The organism is Micromonospora marina (genome assembly GCF_900091565.1).
Lineage (GTDB): Bacteria > Actinomycetota > Actinomycetes > Mycobacteriales > Micromonosporaceae > Micromonospora > Micromonospora marina.
On record NZ_FMCV01000005.1, the window covers coordinates 152,097 to 168,771 of the forward strand.

The window sequence follows — 16,675 nt, forward strand, 5'->3', positions numbered from 1 at the left end:
CCATCATCCCCGATGCTCGGCGACCACCCGCAGGGCAGTGCCGAGGAACCCGGGCGACGCCGAGTCCAGCCAGTGGATGCGCGGGTCACGCCGGAACCAGGAGCGCTGCCGCCTGACGAACCGGCGGGTCGCGCGGACCGTATCCTCGTGCGCCTCCGTCTCGGTCAGCTCCCCGGCCAGGAACCGCAGCACCTGCTGGTAGCCGAGCGCCCGGCTCGCCGTCCGCCCCTCGGGCAGCCCTTCGGCGACCAGCGCCCGCACCTCGTCGACCAGCCCGTCGGCCCACATCCGGTCCACCCGCAACGCGATCCGCTCGTCCAGCGAAGCGGTGTCCAGGTCGACGCCGAGCTGCACCGACGGGTAGTACGGAGTGGGCGACGGCAGCGACGCGGTGAACGGCGCGCCGGTCAGCTCGATCACCTCCAGCGCCCGCACGATCCGGCGGCCGTTCGTGGGCAGGATGCTCGCCGCCGCGTCCGGGTCGGCCTCGGTCAGCCGGGCGTGCAGCGGCTCGGGGCCGACCGTCGCGAGTTCCGCCTCCAGCCGCTCCCGCAGCGCCGGGTCGGTGCCGGGAAACTCGAACCGCTCCAGCACCGCCCGCACGTACAGCCCGGAGCCGCCGACCAGCAGCGGCACCCGTCCCCGGGCCAGGATGTCGTCGACCGCCGCACGGGCCAGCGTCTGATACTCCGCGACACTGGCCGGCTCGGTCACCGGCCAGATGTCCAGCAGGTGGTGCGGCACGCCCTCGCGCTCGGTCGGCGACAGCTTCGCGGTGCCGACGTCCATGCCCCGATACAGCTGCATCGAGTCGGCGTTCACGACCTCGCCGTCGAGCGCGTGCGCCAGCGCGATGCTCAGCGCCGACTTCCCGGCCGCGGTCGGCCCGACCACCGCCACGACTGTCACGACCGCTCCCAGTTCGCCACGAGGTAGGCAACGCCGTAGGGGGCGCGGTGGTAGCTCAGCTCGCCGCACCAGTCGCCGCCCGCCGCCCGGGCCGCGCCGGCCAGCACCTGCCAGGGCGCCCGCCCGGCGACCCGCAGCTCCGCCGACAGCCCCGGGTCCAGCCCGAGCAGGGCGTCGGCGTCCGCGCCGGCCAGGGCCGCGGCGACCCCCTCGTCGTACGCCGCGGCGCGCGGGTCGTCGTACCCCGGCGCCTTGACGCCCCGGCAGGCGGACCCGTCACCGAGCACGAGCAGCGCGACGGGCGGATCGTCGTCGGCGATCAGGCTCGCGCCGAACGCCACACACTCCGCCGGCGTGGCGTCGTGCGCCACCGACCGGGCCAGCCGGGGCAGCGTCGTGCCGGAGCGGTTCAGCAGCCAGGCGCCGATGGTCAGGCTCAGCGGCAGGCGCTCCGCGCCGGAGCAGGAGGTCTGCCACAGCCGCACCGGCCGGTCCAGCCCGAAGCCGCGCAGGGAGCCCGAGTCGGCGGCGGCGAACCGAACGGTCTCCGGTCCGCCGCCGACGAGCAGGACCGCCTCGGGACCGGCGGCGAGCAGCCGGGCGACCGCGGCGTCGGCGGCGGCGCGCAGGTCGTCCAGCTCGGGCGCGGCGGCGCCGGCCAGCTCGGGCACGATAAGCGGCGGGTGGGGGCAGACGGCGGCGGCAACCAGGGGCACGCCCCAAACCTATCGGGATCTCCCGGTGCGTCCCCGCGCCGATCCGGTCATCGGGGGCGTACAACACCGTATGGTCACGGTCGGCGACAGGCGCTCGACACGGACGGGGGCGGACCTGTGACAATGCCGGGAGAAAGTTTGCTGCGCCGTGGCGGCGGACGAGGGGGCTGTCCCCTCGACGCCGGGAGAACGAGGATGGGCACATGAGCGACTGGACTGCCTTCGGACGGGTCGACGAGGACGGCACCGTCTACGTCAAGACCGCCGAGGGCGAGCGGGTGGTCGGATCCTGGCAGGCAGGGGCACCGGAGGAAGGGCTCGCCCACTTCGCCCGGCGCTACGCCGACCTGGTGACCGAGGTCGACCTGACCGAGGCCCGGCTCAACTCGGGCGCGGCTGACGCCGGTCACTCCCTGACCACGATCCGCCGGATCCGTGGGTCGCTGGCCGAGGCGCACGTGGTCGGTGACATCGACGCCCTGGCCGCCCGCCTGGACAAGCTGGCCACCGTCGCCGAGGAGAAGGCCGGCGAGGCCAAGGCGGCCCGCGAGGCTGCCCGGGGCGAGGCACTGGCCCGCAAGACCGCTCTGGTCGAGGAGGCCGAGAAGCTCGCCGCCGAGTCGACCGGCTGGAAGACCGCCGGTGACCGGCTCAAGGAGATCCTCGACGAGTGGAAGACCATCCGCGGCGTCGACAAGAAGGCCGACGGTGAGCTGTGGAAGCGGTTCGCCGCCGCGCGCGACGGCTTCACCCGCCGCCGGGGCGCCCACTTCGCCTCCCTCGACCAGCAGCGCAAGCAGGCGCAGACGGTCAAGGAGGAGCTGGTCGCCGAGGCGGAGAAGCTCAAGGACTCCACCGACTGGGGCGTCACCGCCGGGCAGCTCAAGGACCTGATGACCCAGTGGAAGGCCGCGCCGCGCGCCGCCAAGGAGGCCGAGCAGAAGCTCTGGGAACGGTTCCGCGCCGCGCAGGACGAGTTCTTCACCCGCCGCAGCGAGGTCTTCTCGGCGCGCGACAACGAGCAGCGCGCCAACCTGGAGCGCAAGCAGGCGCTGCTGGCCGAGGCCGAGGCGCTGGACGTCGACGGCGACCCGAAGGGCGCCCAGGCGAAGCTGCGGGAGATCCAGGCGCAGTGGCACGAGGCCGGCCGGGTGCCCCGCGAGGCCGCCGCCGGGCTGGAGCGCCGCCTGCGGGCCGTGGACGACAAGGTCCGCGAGGTGATGGACTCGGCGTGGCGGCGTACCTCCAAGGAGGACAACCCGCTGCTGGCGCAGATGCGCGCCCAGGTCGCCGAGGCCGAGGACCGGCTGGCCCGGGCCCAGGCTGCCGGTGACGCCCGCCGGATCAAGGATGCCGAGCAGGCACTCGCCTCGAAGCGGCAGTTCCTCCAGCTCGCCGAGCAGGCCGGCTGACGCGGAAGGAAGGGCACCTTCTTAACGCCTCCGGTAGAGGAAGGGCCCCCTTTTAACACTCGGTGTTAAAAGGGGGCCCTTCCTTGCGTGCGGTCACTGGGCGGTGCAGCCGCCTACGGGGGCGGGTGCCGCGGCCGGCGCGCCGATCGTCGGCAGGCCCAGCAGCACCCCCGGGGTACGCGGAACCTGTCCCGCCTCGGCCGCGTCCCCGGCCCGGGTGCGCCGGTGCGCCAGCGGCGCACCGTCGGCGTTGAGGTGGTGCGGGGCGGCGTACGTGACGACTGTGTGCACGATGTCGCCGGGACGGATACGCCCGGCCAGCTCACCGGTGGCGAAGTGCACGAGCCGGCCGTCGCGGGCGCGTCCGGACATCCGGCCGGTGCGCTCGTCCTTGCGGCCCTCGCCGACCGCCACCAGCACCTCGACGGTCTCCCCGACCAGCTTCTTGTTCTCCGCCCAGGTGATCTCCTCCACGCAGGCGATCAGCCGCTCGTAACGCTCCTGCACGACCTGTTTGGGCAACTGCCCGTCCATCGTGGCGGCCGGCGTGCCGGGGCGCTTGGAGTACTGGAACGTGAACGCCGAGGAGAACCGCGCCTCCCGCACCACGTCGAGCGTGCGGGCGAAGTCGGCCTCGGTCTCGCCCGGGAAGCCGACGATGATGTCGGTGGTGATCGCCGCGTCCGGCATCGCCGCCCGGACCTTGGAGATGATCCCCAGGTAACGCTCCGACCGGTACGACCGGCGCATCGCCCGCAGCACGTCGTCCGAGCCGGACTGCAACGGCATGTGCAGCGAGTGGCAGACGTTCGGCGTCTCGGCCATCGCGGCGATCACGTCGTCGGTGAAGTCCTTCGGGTGCGGGCTGGTGAACCGCACCCGCTCCAGCCCGTCGATGTCCCCGCAGGCGCGCAGCAGCTTGCCGAAGGCGTACCGGTCGCCGAACTCGACGCCGTAGGAGTTGACGTTCTGCCCGAGCAGCGTCACCTCCAGCACGCCGGAGTCGGCCAGCGCGCGGACCTCGGAGAGGATGTCGCCGGGGCGGCGGTCCTTCTCCTTGCCGCGCAGGGAGGGCACGATGCAGAACGTGCACGTGTTGTTGCAGCCGACGGAGATCGAGACCCACCCGGCGTACGTCGACTCGCGCCGGGTCGGCAGCGTGGAGGGGAAGACCTCCAGCGACTCCAGGATCTCGACCTCGGCCACGGCGTTGTGCCGGGCCCGGTCCAGCAGCGCCGGCAGCGCGCCGATGTTGTGCGTGCCGAAGACGACGTCCACCCAGGGCGCCTTGCGGACGATGTCGCCGCGGTCCTTCTGGGCCAGGCAGCCGCCGACCGCGATCTGCATCCCGGGATGCTTCGCCTTCACGGGGCGCAGATGACCCAGGTTGCCGTAGAGGCGGTTGTCGGCGTTCTCCCGGACCGCGCAGGTGTTGAACACCACCACGTCGGGCTGCTCGTCGGCCTCGGCGGCGCGCACGTACCCGGCGTCCTCGAGGAGGCCGGAGATGCGCTCGGAGTCGTGCACGTTCATCTGGCAGCCGTACGTACGCACCTGGTAGGTGCGCGGGCTGCCCGCGGCTGCGGTAGTCATGACCCGGACAGCGTATCCGGGTGGAGCCGATCGGATCGAACGAGGAGGAGCTGTGTGCCGGAGCATCAAGACCCTGCGTGAGCCGTACGTCCCGGTGGTGACCGAGGAGGACATCCGCGCCGCCGCGTTGCAGTACGTCCGGAAGATCTCCGGATTCCGTACCCCCGCCGCCCACAACGCGGCAGCGTTCGACGCCGCGGTGGACGCGGTGGCCGCCGCCACCGCGACGCTGCTGGACCAGCTCGTGGTGCGGGGGCAGCAGCAGGCGGCCCGGGGGTGAGTCCGGGCCCGCCACCGCTCGCCGCCGGAGGGGACACGGCGGCGAGCACCGCCTCACGGGTGCCGGCCGGCGTCCGCGCTCAGGCGGCGGCGAGCGCCGGTGCGACAGTGTCCGGGGCCCACCGGGAGCGGTGGCACTGCGACCAGCCCCGGCAGCGTGCGTCGGCGACCGTGCACAGCCGGTGGTGGCTGAGCACCTCGCCGTCGTCGGTGTCGGCGACGTCGAAGTGCACCGGCCGGATCGTGCCGTCCGGCGCGACCAGCAGGTGCCGGCCGGCGTCGAGCGTGTCGTCGCGCGTCAGGCAGTTGCGGCCCAGCAGCCGGGCCAGCGCCGCGATCGCGGGCAGCTCGGTCAGGCTCTCGGGCACGCCGTAACAGTCGACCACGGTGCCGTACAGCCCGGGCGCCTCCCACACGTCGCAGACCACCGCGTACGCGGGGAGCCGCATCGGGTCGGCGACGGCCATGGGCATCACCACCCGGCCGAGCGCCTCGGCCAGTGCCGGGTAGACCTCCACCGGCTCGCCGCCGTCGATTCTCCAGTTCCACAGCTCGGTCATGCCGCCTCCTCGCTGCGCTCGTTCCACCGGCCTCCGGATCGGGCCTTCATGACGATGGTGGGCTGCGTTTGCCCCCAACCGGGCGCAAGTTACCGGTCTGTGACCATTCCGGGCAAAATTCCCTCGGGCGACGTTGCCCAGAGTAGCTGGAAGATGACAGTTTATCGGGTACGGTGCCGCGGTGGCGGCCAGGCCACGCCGCGAACCGTCACTCAACGAACCCGGATCAGATGCTCCGAAGCCGGCAGCAACTCGCCGATCACCGTGCCGCCCGGCACCTCACCGGCGACCAGCAGGCCACCGGAGGTCTGCGCGTCGGCCAGCAGCAGCCGCTCCCCCTCGTCGGCGCCGCCGAAGTCGGTCCACGGCGTGACCCAGTCCAGGTTGCGCCGGGTGCCGCCACTGACGTACCCGTCGCGCAGCGCCTCCCGCGCACCCGGCAGGTACGGCACCGCCGCCGCGTCGATCGCCACCGTCAGGCGGCTCGCGCGGGCCAGCTTCGAGGCGTGCCCGAGCAGGCCGAAGCCGGTCACGTCGGTGCCGCAGCGGATGCCCGCGGCCACCGCCGCGCGGGCCGCGTCCCGGTTGAGCCGGGCCATCGAGTCGACCGCCTCGGGGAAACGCTGCCCGGTCTGCTTGTGCCGGGTGTTGAGCACGCCCACCCCGAGCGGCTTGGTCAGCGACAGCGGCCGCCCGGCCCGCCCCGCGTCGAGCGTGATCAGCTCTTCCGGCCGGACCACGCCGGTGACCGCCAGGCCGTACTTCGGGCCGTCGTCGTCCACGCTGTGCCCGCCGGCCAGGTGGCAGTTCGCCTCCCGGGCCACGTCCAGGCCACCGCGCAGCACCTCGCGGGCCATCTCCGGCGGCAGGATGCCGCGCGGCCAGCAGAGCAGGTTCAGCGCGACGAGCGGGGTGCCGCCCATCGCGTACACGTCGGAGAGCGCGTTGGCGGCGGCGATGCGCCCCCAGTCGTAGGCGTCGTCGACCACCGGGGTGAAGAAGTCGGCGGTGCTCACCAGGCCCGTACGCTCGTCCAGCCGGACCACCGCGGCGTCGTCGCCGTTCTCCAGACCGACCAGCAGATCGGCGGAGCCGCCGGTCGCGCCGAGCCCGGCGACCATCGCCTCCAGCTCGCCGGGCGGGATCTTGCAGGCGCAACCGCCACCGCGGGCGTAGTCGGTCAGCCGGATCGCGTCGGTCATCCCCTCATGGTCTCCGGCCGGTGGCGACGCCGCCACTCGGCCACCCGGCGGGTGACGAAATTCGGACGGGCCGGCACGGCGGCGACCGGTGTTACCGCTCCGTGACCATCTGGGTTGCGTTCTGCCACATCACCCCGCCTACAGTTGCCCAACCGAGGGTCGACCGACTCCCGGATTCCGCCATGGACGACAGGGACGGTGGACGACGTGACGACGGGCGACCCGCTGATCGTGCTCGACGGGGTGAACAAGTGGTTCGGGCCGCTGCACGTGCTCGACGACGTGTCCCTGTCCGTCGGCCGGGGTGAGGTGGTCGTGGTGATCGGCCCGTCCGGCTCCGGCAAGTCGACGCTCTGCCGCACCATCAACCGGCTGGAGCCCATCGACAACGGCACCATCACGTTCGACGGGCAGCCGCTGCCGGCGGAGGGCAAGCCCCTGGCCAAGCTGCGCAGCGAGGTCGGCATGGTGTTCCAGTCGTTCAACCTCTTCGCGCACAAGACCATCCTGGAGAACGTCACGCTGGGGCCGGTCAAGGTCCGCAAGGAGAAGCCGGCCGCGGCTCGTGAGCGTGGCCTGGCCCTGCTGGACCGGGTCGGCATCGCCAACCAGGCGGACAAGTACCCGGCGCAGCTCTCCGGCGGTCAGCAGCAGCGGGCGGCGATCGCCCGCGCGCTGGCCATGCAGCCCAAGGCGATGCTGTTCGACGAGCCGACCAGCGCGCTGGACCCGGAGATGGTCGGCGAGGTGCTGGACGTGATGACCTCGCTGGCCGGCGAGGGCATGACCATGGTCGTGGTGACCCACGAGATGGGCTTCGCCCGGCACGCGGCCAACCGGGTGGTATTCATGGCCGACGGGCAGCTGGTCGAGGACGCGCCGCCGGCCGAGTTCTTCGCGAACCCGCGCAGCGAGCGGGCCAAGGACTTCCTCTCCAAGATCCTCACCCACTGAGCGTCCCGTAGTGGAGTCGTCCCCGGCGGCTCCGTCGAAGAAGGAGATTGAGTATGCGTTACAAGCGCGTGGCGGCGGTCGCCGCAGCGGCGACTCTGACGCTCGGCCTGTCCGCCTGCGGTGGCGACAGCGACGACGCGGGCACCGGCGCCGGCAACAAGGACTTCGCCGCCGGCAGCACCATGGAGCGGCTGAACACGGCCCAGAAGATCAAGGTCGGCACCAAGTTCGACCAGCCGGGCTTCGGCCAGAAGGGCCTGTCGGGCAAGCCCGAGGGCTTCGACGTCGAGATCGCGAAGCTGATCGTGAAGGAACTCGGCATCCCCGAGGACAAGATCGAGTACGTCGAGACGCCGTCGAAGGTCCGCGAGGACGTCATCGTGAACGGCACCGTCGACCTGGTCGCGGCCACCTACACGATCAACGACAAGCGCAAGGAGCGCATCGCCTTCGCCGGGCCGTACTACGAGGCCGGCCAGAACATCATGGTCCGCAAGGACGAGGCCGCCATCACCGGCCCCGACTCGTTCTCCGACGGCACCAAGAAGGTCTGCTCGGTCACCGGCTCCACCCCGGCCGAGGAGATCAAGAAGTACGTCAAGGACGTCGCCACCCAGCTGGTGCTCTTCGACACCTACGACAAGTGCCGCGACGCCCTGAAGGGCAAGCAGGTCGACGCAGTCACCACCGACAACGTCATCCTGCTCGGCTACATCGCCAAGGACGAGGCGTCCTTCAAGATGGCCGGCGACAACTTCACCAAGGAGCCGTACGGCATCGGTGTCAAGAAGGAGGACACGGACTTCCGTGACTTCATCAACGACACCCTCGACAAGGCCTTCGAGGACGGTAGCTGGAAGAAGGCGTGGGACGAGACCGCCGGCAAGTTCGGCGCCACCCTGGGCGACCCGCCCGCCGTCAACCGTTACTGATCCGCTAGATCCGGAGGGTGGGGAGGAAACCGACCCGTGAATGTGCTCATCGACAAGTTCGACGTCTTCGCGGGCGGGTTCTGGCTCACCCTCCAGATCTGCTTTCTCGCCGCGATCGGCGCCCTGATCCTGGGCGCCGTCGTGGCGGTGCTGCGGATCTCGCCGGTGCCACCGCTGCGCGCGGTCGGCACCACGTACGTGAACATCTTCCGTAACCTGCCGCTGACCGTGGTGCTCTTCTTCGCCGCGTTCGGCCTGCCGGCGCTGGGCTCCAACGCCGACTTCCTGCGCATCCCGGGCCTGGAGTCGATCTTCAGCCGGCTCGGCACCGACCTGCCCTACTTCCGCTTCGGCCTGATCGCCCTGGTCCTCTACACCGCAGCGTTCGTCTGCGAGGCTCTGCGGTCCGGCGTGAACGCGGTGCCGGCCGGGCAGGCCGAGGCGGCCCGTTCGCTGGGCCTCACCTTCGGCCAGAACCTGCGGCACGTCGTGCTCCCGCAGTCCTGGAAGGCCTCGGTGGTGCCGCTCGGCTCGGTCATCATCGCGATGATCAAGAACTCCGCGCTCGTCGGCTTCTTCGGCGTGGTCGGTGACCTCTCGCAGACCGCGGACCAGCTCACCTCCGCCGGAGGCTACCCCTTCATCCCGGTGGCGATCGGCATCTCGGTCGGATACCTGATCATGACGGTCCCGCTCGGCGCCCTGCTGGACCGGATCGAGAAGCGACAGGCGGTGGCCCGATGAGCCAGCAGAGCAGCGTCCTCTACGACATCCCCGGGCCGCGCCAGCGGCGCGTCACGCTCATCAGCAGCCTGGTCGCCGTCGTGGTGGTGCTGGCCGGCGCCTACCTGTTCATCTATCGGCCGCTGGCCGACAAGGGCCAGTTCTCGATGGAGCTGTGGGGGCCGCTCGTCGACCCTTCAAACGAGAACTTCCCGCTCGTCTGGGACCGGATCGGACTCGGCCTCAAGAACACCCTCGTGGCCGCCGCGCTGGCCATCGTCTCGTCGCTCGTCGTCGGCACCCTCCTCGCCGTCCTACGGATCCAGCTCAAGAGCCTGGCCCGGCGGCGGTTCACCGGAACGGCCGCGCCCCTGGCGTACCTGCTGCGCGGGCTGAGCTGGGTACTGGCCGTCGTGACCCGGGTCTGCGTCGAGGTGTTCCGCGGGCTGCCGGTCGTCATCACCATCTTCTTCGTGGCCCGCGGCTTCCCCGAGTTCGGTGCCTCGTTCGACAACCTCTGGTACCTCGTCATCGGCCTGACCGTCTACAACTCGGTGGTCATCGCCGAGATCCTGCGCTCGGGGATGGAGGGCCTGCCCGGCGGGCAGGCCGAGGCGGCCGCCGCGATCGGGCTCTCCCCGTTCCAGACCACCGGGCTGATTCTGCTGCCGCAGGCCTTCCGGATCATGCTCCCGGCGCTCATCAGCCAGCTCGTGGTGGTACTCAAGGACACCTCGCTGGGCTTCATCATCAGCTACGAGGAGACGCTCAACATCGGCAAGCAGATCATCGGCGTCCTGGGCAACCCGATCCAGGTGTACGTGGTCATCGCCGTACTGTTCATCGCCATCAACTACTCGCTGTCGAAGCTGGCCCAGTACGTCCAGCACCGGCTCTCCCAGGGCCGCAAGAGCGCCGGCACCACGACGCCGACCCCACCGCCGGCCGCGCTCACCGCGCAGGCCGAGGGTGCCGGCGGCCCCTGACCCGCCACACGTGAAAGGGCTGGCCGTCTCCGGCCAGCCCTTTCGTGTTCCCCGATCTAGCGGGCGATCTCGGTGACCCGCGACTCGCGCACCACCGTCACCCGGATCTGCCCCGGGTAGGTCAGCTCCTCCTCGATCTGCTTGGCCACGTCGCGGGCCAGCACCGCCGCGCCGATGTCGTCCACGTCGTCCGGCTTGACCATCACCCGGATCTCGCGGCCCGCCTGCATGGCGAAGACCTTCTCCACGCCCAGCTTGCCGGCCGCGATCTCCTCGATCCGCTCCAGCCGCTTGACGTACACCTCGAGGCTCTCCCGCCGCGCGCCCGGCCGCCCGCCCGAGCAGGCGTCCGACGCCTGGGTGAGCACCGCCTCGATGGTCTGCGGCGGCACCTCGTTGTGGTGCGCCTCGATGGCGTGCACCACGTCCTCGCTCTCGCCGTACTTGCGGGCCACGTCCGCGCCGATGATCGCGTGGCTGCCCTCCACCTCGTGGGTCAGCGCCTTGCCGATGTCGTGCAGGAACGCGCACCGCTTGATCGTCGGCACGTCCAGCCGCAGCTCGGCGGCCATCACCCCGGCGATGTGCGCGGTCTCCACCAGGTGCTTGAGGACGTTCTGCCCGTACGACGTGCGGTAGCGCAACCGGCCCAGCAGCGTGACCAGTTCCGGGTGGATCTCCGTGATGCCGACCTCGACCAGCGCGTCCTCGGCGGCCCGGAAGCACAGCTCCTCCACCTCCTGCCGGGCCACGTCGTAGACCTCCTCGATCCGGTGCGGGTGGATCCGGCCGTCGAGCACCAGCTTCTCCAGCGTGACCCGACCGACCTCCCGGCGTACCGGGTCGAAGCAGGACAGCAGCACCGCCTCGGGCGTGTCGTCGATGATCAGATTGACGCCGGTGACCGACTCGAAGGCACGGATGTTGCGCCCCTCCCGGCCGATGATCCGCCCCTTCATCTCGTCCCCGGGCAGGTGCAGCACGCTGACCACGCTCTCCGCGGTCTGCTCGCTGGCCACCCGCTGGATCGCGTCCACCACGATGTTGCGGGCACGCTGCTCCGCGCTACCGCGCGCGTCCGCCTCGATCTCCCGGACCAGCAGCGCGGCCTCCCGCTTCGCCTGCCCCTCGATCGACTCGACCAGCTCGGCGCGGGCCGCGTCGGCGGTCAGCCCGGCCACCCGCTCCAGCTCCCGGCGACGCTGCTCCTCCACCTCGGTCAGCGTCCGCTCGCGCTCGACCAGGGCGGCCTCCCGGGCGGCGAGCGCCGCGGTGGCGGCGGTGAGCTGCCGCTCCCGCTCGGCCAGCCGCTCCACCTCCTCGGTGTGCAGCCGCTCCCGCTCATCCATCCGGGCGGCCCGGCGTTCCACCTCGGCGGCCTGCTCCCGGGTGGTGGCGGCCAGCACCGCCACCTCCCGCTCACCGCTGCGCCGCGCCGTCGCGCGCAACTGCTCGGCGTCCGCCTCGGCCTGCTTGTGCGCGCGCTCCAGCACCGTGTCCGCCTCGGCGCGGGCGTCGTCGAGCACCCGCCGGGCCTCGGCACGGGCCGCCTTCGCCTCGGCCTTGGCGGCGGCCGCCTCGGCCCGCGCCGCCGCCGCGGCGGACTTCGCCACGTCGATGGTGCTGTTCACCTCGTCGGCTGCCGTCCGCAACGCCGCGAGGGACTGCTCCTGCCGGTCCTTCTCCGCGATGAACGCCGGGTCCTCCGGCGCGGGCGCCAGGCTGAGCCGCTTGAGGGCTCGCACGCCGAGCAGCACGGCACCGACCACCACCACGACCAGCAGCAGCACGACCAGGAGGAGGACGACGTCGAAGGCGCTCATCGAGCCGCTCCGCAGCGGTTTGCGGACACGCTCGCCCGCCGTGCTCCGCCGGCGTCACCGCTCCGTCGGGGCTCGGTGGCCGGGCTGTCACCCGCCGGGGAGGGATCGGGGCCGTGTGGCAGACCGCCGGTGAACCTGTGCCGCCCTGCCATGGCCGCCTCCCCCTGAACGTCGGCGCCGCAGGACACGCGCGAAGGACACGCGCCTGCGGCTCTGGACGCCCGACCGGAGCGGCTGACTCTGGGCAGCTTTCCGTCGGCGGTGTCCCGTACGGGGCACCGCTGGCGGCCGGTTGCAGTTGTCGGAGGCTCCGGAGGCTCCGGAGCACCCGTCAAGGGCCGGTGTGGCTGGCCAAAGTGATGCTGTTCTGTTACGAGATCTATGTTGTGCGCTTAGCCTGCGCTGGTCGGGCAAAGTGAGCCTGTATGGCGAGGCTAGGTCGCGAGGGGCCGTTCGGTCAAGGAGTCATGATCAAACCACCCGGACGGAGAGAAGTTACGGCGTCACTCATTGGTGATCATATGCCGGACAGGCCAGGACAAACGCCGCCCCGCAGCACCGCTCCCGACCTGCTCAGACCCTCTCCCACTCCCGGCGACTCCCCGACTCCCGCCGCCCCCTGGTGATCAAGGAGTTGGCGTCCCCCACGGGCCTCCCGGCCACACAAACTCCTTGATCACCGCTGCGGGCCATCCGACATATCCGGCGATCATGAGGTTGGCGGGCGTGATCATGAGGTTGGCCTGGACAAACGGACGGGAAACGCCGCCAAGTTCATGATCGGCGCACCGGCGCACCGGCGCACGGCGGCTGGGTGGGGGCGGTGCCGTGGGGCGGGGTGTCAATGGGGAGTGGGGTGGGTACGGGCCGCGGTCACCAGGGTGGCGTTGTCGGGGGTCTGGGCGCCGTCGGGCAGCAGCAGCGTGTCCTCCAGGCCGATCCGGGTGTGCAGACCACGCCGGACCGCCTCGGCGTACACCGGCCAGGTGGCCGGGCCCTCGCCGTGCAACAGCACCGGCGGGTGCCCGCCGGGCAGCGCGGCGAGGATCGCCGCCGCGTCGGCGAGCGCCGTCTCGACCCGCTCGGCCATGCACTCGACCAGGATCCGCCCGGTGGGCGCGGACCAGCGGCGCCAGGCGCCGACCGACGCCGGCGTCCACAGACCGGCCTCGACCATCACGCCGCGCTCGTGCAGCGCGGCGGCGACCTCGGCCGCTCCGGGTTCGTGGGCGTTCACCGAGGCGAAGTCGGGCAGCACCGTCCAGGCTCGGACGGCGGCGACCCGCGCGGCCGGGTCGGGGACGATCCAGGCGCCGGTGCTCACGCCGACCGGCAGGCCGGGACGGGCGTCGCGGATGGCGCTGACCGCGGCGGCGACCACCGCCGGGTCGAGCGACTCGGCGCCGCTGTCGTCGCGCGGGTGCACGTGCACCGCTGCCACCCCGGTGCTCGCGCAGCGCACCGCGTCGGCGGCCAGTTCGACCGGGGTGAGCGGCACCGCGGGGTGCTCGCCCCGCCGCCTGGTGCCGTTGAGACACGCCTTCAGCACGGGTGTGCGCCTCTCCTCGGGACGGCGGCCTTGACGGGTGCGCCCGGTCGATCAGTCGGTCAGTCGGGCCGGGCGGGAGTCGAGGTCGTGCTCGGCATCGGCCATCGCGTCGGCGTCGATGTGCTCGGCGAACTCGGCCGCCTCGGCGCTCTGCGCGGCCAGCGCGTCCTTCACCGCCCGGAACGCCACCCCGGCCGGGTAGCCCTTACGCGCCAGCATGCCGACCAGGCGCCGGAACACCGCGTCCGGCTCGCCCCTGGTGCTGCGCAGCTTGCGCTCCACCAGGGCGCGGGCGGTCTGCGCCTCGGTCTCCTCGTCCAGCCCGTCCAGGGCGGCGCCGGCCACCTCGCCGTCGACGCCGCGCTGGCGCAACTCGTTGGCGAGCGCCCGGCGGGCCAGCCCGCGGCCGTTGTGCCGGCTGCTCACCCAGGCGCGGGCGAAGGCGGCGTCGTCGACGATGCCGACCTCGTCGTACCGGTCGAGGACCTGCTCGGCGACCTCCTCGGAGATGCCGCGCCGCGCCAGCGCGCCGGCCAACTCGGCCCGGGTGCGCGGGCGCACCGCGAGCTGCCGCAGGCAGATCTCCCGGGCCAGTTCGGCCTCGTCGCGCGGCGAAGCTGGAGCCTCCCCTGCATCGGGCTCCGCCGCGCGATCACCGCGTCCCCGGCGAGGCCGGGGCGTACCTGTGGCGTCGCCCGTACGGGGTGGGCCGGCATCCCAGCCCCGGCCCGTACGGGCGCGTCGTCCTGCCACGGGTCAGCGGATCAGAAGTCGACCGGCGGCAGTTCCGGGCCACCGGCGGCGTCGCCCGTACCACCGGTGCCGACGCCCAGCTTCTCCAGGATCTTCTTCTCGATCTCGGCCGCCACGTCCGGGTTCTCGCGGAGGAACTCGCGGGCCTTCTCCTTGCCCTGGCCGAGCTGGTCACCGTCGTAGGTGTACCAGGCGCCGGACTTGCGGATGATCGCCTGCTCCACGCCGACGTCGATCAGCGAACCCTCGCGGGAGATGCCCTTGCCGTACATGATGTCGAACTCGGCCTGCTTGAACGGCGCGGCGACCTTGTTCTTCACGACCTTGACCCGGGTGCGGTTACCGACCACGTCGGTGCCGTCCTTGAGGCTCTCGATGCGGCGCACGTCGAGCCGGACCGAGGCGTAGAACTTCAGCGCCCGGCCACCGGTGGTGGTCTCCGGGCTGTTGTGCACCATGACGCCGTCGACGAAGTAGTTGTGGTTGCCCTCCACCTCGATGTCGAACCGGTTCATCGACCGGGTACGGGGCTTGATCCGTACGTCGATGATCCGCGCCGGCACCGGGGTGAGCTCCTCCGGCACGAACTGCGGCTCTACCACGCACTGCCCGCGGAATCGGGGCAGTAGCTTCGACTCCATGGTCGCCGGAACGTAGGGCGCGATCAACGCTTGGAACATCGCCGACGCGTCAGTGGTGAAGATGATCGACGCGGTCTGCCGGGCGCCTAGCGCGACCAGCTTCACGTCCAGGCCGTACGCGTCGCGCAGGTGGTCGACCAGACGGGTCCTGGTCCCCTCCGCCATCGCCTCGACGCAGATCTCGATCCGCCCCGAACCACCGGCCGTTCGCTCCAGCAGCCCCTTGGAACGCAGCGTGAAGCAACCGTCGTCCATGAACCACACAGCGAGCGCCAGCGGGGTCAACGCTTTGAGGTAGTCCCAGCTAAGGTGTTTCTTGCCGTCACCGAGATATACCGCGCGACGCAGTTCGTCCAGCTCGGGCAGCGGCGTGAAGTCGACGAAACTCGCGCCACGGGCGTCGGTGCGGCGAGACTGGCTGATGTTGCCCAGCAGGGAGGCCTTCCAGTCGAGGTAGCCGACCTGCTGGGCACCGTGCCCCATCCGGAAGCGGACACCGGAGCGGTCCCGCTGGTTGGGCGACAGCGCCCCGTCGCCCATCAGCGATCCGAGCACGACCTGCCACTGCTGTTCGCTGAGACGACGCGGCTCAGCCAGCATGACCCGGTCACCGGCGATCAACTCGCCCGCCTCCCGCCAGCCGCCGGGCGTCCGGATCATGTGATTGGCGGTCGAGGCGAACTGGGCACGGCCGTTGCCACCGGACCTGGCGACGGTGAACTGGAGGAACTGCTCCGCAGGCCCGTTGTTGAACCAGTTGGTGATCCGCCTGGGCTCCGTCCGGTCGGTGTCCGGGTTGTAGGAGAGAACCTCGACATCCATCCGCTGGTTGACGATCTTGCCGATCTTCTCCTGCGAGCCGTCGGCCAGGGTGACCCTGGTCGAGTACGACATGCAGCCGAACATCACGCCGATCTTCTCGCGGAGCTGGTTGATGAAGATCGCGGTGGTGCCGGTGTTGTTGAGCACGCCGGTGATCTTCCGCAGCGCCTGGCTCATCAGCCGGGCCTGGAGACCGACGTGGCTGTCGCCCATCTCGCCCTCGATCTCGGCGCGCGGCACCAGGGCCGCCACCGAGTCGATCACGATGATGTCGATCGCGCCGGAGCGGACCAGCATGTCGGCGATCTCCAGCGCCTGCTCGCCGGTGTCCGGCTGGGAGACCAGCAGGGCGTCGGTGTCGACGCCGAGGGCCCGCGCGTACTCCGGGTCGAGCGCGTGCTCGGCGTCGATGAACGCGGCGATGCCGCCGGCGCGCTGGGCGTTTGCCACCGCGTGCAGCGCGACGGTGGTCTTACCGCTGGACTCCGGACCGTAGATCTCGACCACCCGGCCGCGGGGCAGACCGCCCACGCCGAGCGCCACATCGAGCGCGATGGAGCCGGTCGGGATGACAGCCGTCTGCACGACGGGCCGCTCCCCCAGGCGCATCACCGAACCCTTGCCGAACTGCTTGTCGATCTGAGCGAGAGCAAGGTCGAGCGCCTTCTCCCGGTCAGGCCCTGCTGCCATCGTTGCCACCCCTGCCTTCGCCGGCGTCTTTCCTGAGCTTCGCGTCACGCGGGACACGCTAGGCGCTGGGTCCGACAGAAAACCAGCCGACGGGCCGTGAGCTGTGGACGAGCACCCCGCTGTGGACAATA

Annotated in this window: 15 protein-coding genes and 2 pseudogenes; 6 read left to right on the forward strand and 11 right to left on the reverse strand. The window is 71.5% G+C overall.

Annotation, left to right across the window (positions count from 1 at the left end; genetic code table 11):
- Nucleotides 1-3 precede the first annotated feature (3 nt).
- Complete coding sequence (gene miaA, locus GA0070215_RS09210; protein WP_167361502.1) at nt 4-1,023, reverse strand: tRNA (adenosine(37)-N6)-dimethylallyltransferase MiaA; 1,020 nt, start codon at nt 1,021-1,023, stop codon at nt 4-6.
- The gene (locus GA0070215_RS09215) at nt 906-1,625 is read right to left on the reverse strand and encodes a class III extradiol ring-cleavage dioxygenase family protein (RefSeq protein ID WP_091044002.1); all 720 of its coding nucleotides are present in this window, start codon (nt 1,623-1,625) and stop codon (nt 906-908) included. The genes miaA and GA0070215_RS09215 overlap by 118 nt, the downstream gene beginning before the upstream one ends.
- Before the next feature lie 203 nt (nt 1,626-1,828).
- Between GA0070215_RS09215 and GA0070215_RS09220 the strand changes: the two genes are divergently transcribed.
- A complete protein-coding gene (locus tag GA0070215_RS09220) occupies nt 1,829-3,037 on the forward strand; it encodes a DUF349 domain-containing protein (protein WP_018785976.1) in 1,209 nt (402 codons plus the stop codon).
- 93 nt (nt 3,038-3,130) lie between these two features.
- On the opposite strand, the gene miaB is transcribed toward GA0070215_RS09220, so the two are convergent.
- Entirely contained in the window at nt 3,131-4,630 is a 1,500-nt protein-coding gene (gene miaB, locus GA0070215_RS09225; RefSeq protein WP_091044005.1) for a tRNA (N6-isopentenyl adenosine(37)-C2)-methylthiotransferase MiaB, read from the reverse strand.
- Between the two features lie 52 nt (nt 4,631-4,682).
- On the opposite strand from miaB, the gene GA0070215_RS09230 reads away from it, so the two are divergent.
- A complete protein-coding gene (locus GA0070215_RS09230) occupies nt 4,683-4,910 on the forward strand; it encodes a DUF2277 family protein (RefSeq protein ID WP_018785974.1) in 228 nt (75 codons plus the stop codon).
- Between the two features lie 79 nt (nt 4,911-4,989).
- Here GA0070215_RS09230 and GA0070215_RS09235 read toward each other — a convergent pair whose 3' ends face one another.
- Together GA0070215_RS09235 and selD are read right to left on the reverse strand one after the other, a co-directional pair.
- Nucleotides 4,990-5,469, reverse strand: a complete 480-nt coding sequence (locus GA0070215_RS09235) for a hypothetical protein (protein WP_018785973.1) — start codon at nt 5,467-5,469, stop codon at nt 4,990-4,992.
- A gap of 212 nt (nt 5,470-5,681) precedes the next feature.
- Nucleotides 5,682-6,671, reverse strand: coding sequence for a selenide, water dikinase SelD (gene selD, locus GA0070215_RS09240; RefSeq protein ID WP_018785972.1), 990 nt, complete (start codon nt 6,669-6,671; stop codon nt 5,682-5,684).
- A 198-nt stretch (nt 6,672-6,869) separates the two neighbouring features.
- Between selD and GA0070215_RS09245 the strand changes: the two genes are divergently transcribed.
- From GA0070215_RS09245 to GA0070215_RS09260, 4 genes are read left to right on the forward strand one after another with little or no spacing between them, the layout of a single operon-like run.
- Nucleotides 6,870-7,625 (forward strand): amino acid ABC transporter ATP-binding protein, encoded by a 756-nt coding sequence (locus tag GA0070215_RS09245; RefSeq protein ID WP_091044008.1) that lies wholly within the window; start codon nt 6,870-6,872, stop codon nt 7,623-7,625.
- A 53-nt stretch (nt 7,626-7,678) separates the two neighbouring features.
- Complete coding sequence (locus GA0070215_RS09250) at nt 7,679-8,557, forward strand: glutamate ABC transporter substrate-binding protein (protein ID WP_091044011.1); 879 nt, start codon at nt 7,679-7,681, stop codon at nt 8,555-8,557.
- A gap of 36 nt (nt 8,558-8,593) precedes the next feature.
- Nucleotides 8,594-9,301, forward strand: a complete 708-nt coding sequence (locus GA0070215_RS09255; protein ID WP_091044016.1) for an amino acid ABC transporter permease — start codon at nt 8,594-8,596, stop codon at nt 9,299-9,301.
- Nucleotides 9,298-10,266: an amino acid ABC transporter permease gene (locus GA0070215_RS09260; RefSeq protein WP_018785968.1), complete on the forward strand. Its 969-nt coding sequence runs from the start codon at nt 9,298-9,300 to the stop codon at nt 10,264-10,266. The genes GA0070215_RS09255 and GA0070215_RS09260 overlap by 4 nt, the downstream gene beginning before the upstream one ends.
- A 56-nt stretch (nt 10,267-10,322) precedes the next feature.
- On the opposite strand, the gene rny is transcribed toward GA0070215_RS09260, so the two are convergent.
- The 6 genes and pseudogenes from rny to recA form a co-directional block, all read right to left on the reverse strand.
- On the reverse strand, nt 10,323-12,089 hold the full coding sequence (gene rny / locus GA0070215_RS09265; protein WP_091044019.1) for a ribonuclease Y: 1,767 nt from the start codon (nt 12,087-12,089) through the stop codon (nt 10,323-10,325).
- 841 nt (nt 12,090-12,930) lie between these two features.
- Nucleotides 12,931-13,638, reverse strand: coding sequence for a 3-keto-5-aminohexanoate cleavage protein (locus GA0070215_RS09270; protein ID WP_091044023.1), 708 nt, complete (start codon nt 13,636-13,638; stop codon nt 12,931-12,933).
- 51 nt (nt 13,639-13,689) lie between these two features.
- Entirely contained in the window at nt 13,690-14,391 is a 702-nt protein-coding gene (locus tag GA0070215_RS09275; protein ID WP_026268030.1) for a regulatory protein RecX, read from the reverse strand.
- 11 nt (nt 14,392-14,402) lie between these two features.
- Nucleotides 14,403-14,906, reverse strand: coding sequence for a hypothetical protein (locus GA0070215_RS29520; protein WP_279616549.1), 504 nt, complete (start codon nt 14,904-14,906; stop codon nt 14,403-14,405).
- 177 nt (nt 14,907-15,083) lie between these two features.
- Nucleotides 15,084-15,692, reverse strand: a pseudogene (locus GA0070215_RS29655) (LAGLIDADG endonuclease); the annotation flags it as partial.
- Nucleotides 15,693-16,544, reverse strand: a pseudogene (recA, locus tag GA0070215_RS29530) (recombinase RecA); the annotation flags it as partial.
- Nucleotides 16,545-16,675: the final 131 nt, after the last annotated feature.

Excerpts from the sequence above, each read along its gene's own strand:
- GA0070215_RS09220 (WP_018785976.1), top strand. The coding sequence starts at position 1,829 with ATGAGCGACTGGACTGCCTTCGGACGGGTCGACGAGGACGGCACCGTC.
- miaB (WP_091044005.1), bottom strand. The coding sequence starts at position 4,630 with ATGACTACCGCAGCCGCGGGCAGCCCGCGCACCTACCAGGTGCGTACG.
- GA0070215_RS09235 (WP_018785973.1), bottom strand. The coding sequence starts at position 5,469 with ATGACCGAGCTGTGGAACTGGAGAATCGACGGCGGCGAGCCGGTGGAG.
- selD (WP_018785972.1), bottom strand. The coding sequence starts at position 6,671 with ATGACCGACGCGATCCGGCTGACCGACTACGCCCGCGGTGGCGGTTGC.
- GA0070215_RS09250 (WP_091044011.1), top strand. The coding sequence starts at position 7,679 with ATGCGTTACAAGCGCGTGGCGGCGGTCGCCGCAGCGGCGACTCTGACG.
- GA0070215_RS09260 (WP_018785968.1), top strand. The coding sequence starts at position 9,298 with ATGAGCCAGCAGAGCAGCGTCCTCTACGACATCCCCGGGCCGCGCCAG.
- rny (WP_091044019.1), bottom strand. The coding sequence starts at position 12,089 with ATGAGCGCCTTCGACGTCGTCCTCCTCCTGGTCGTGCTGCTGCTGGTC.
- GA0070215_RS29520 (WP_279616549.1), bottom strand. The coding sequence starts at position 14,906 with ATGAACCGGTTCGACATCGAGGTGGAGGGCAACCACAACTACTTCGTC.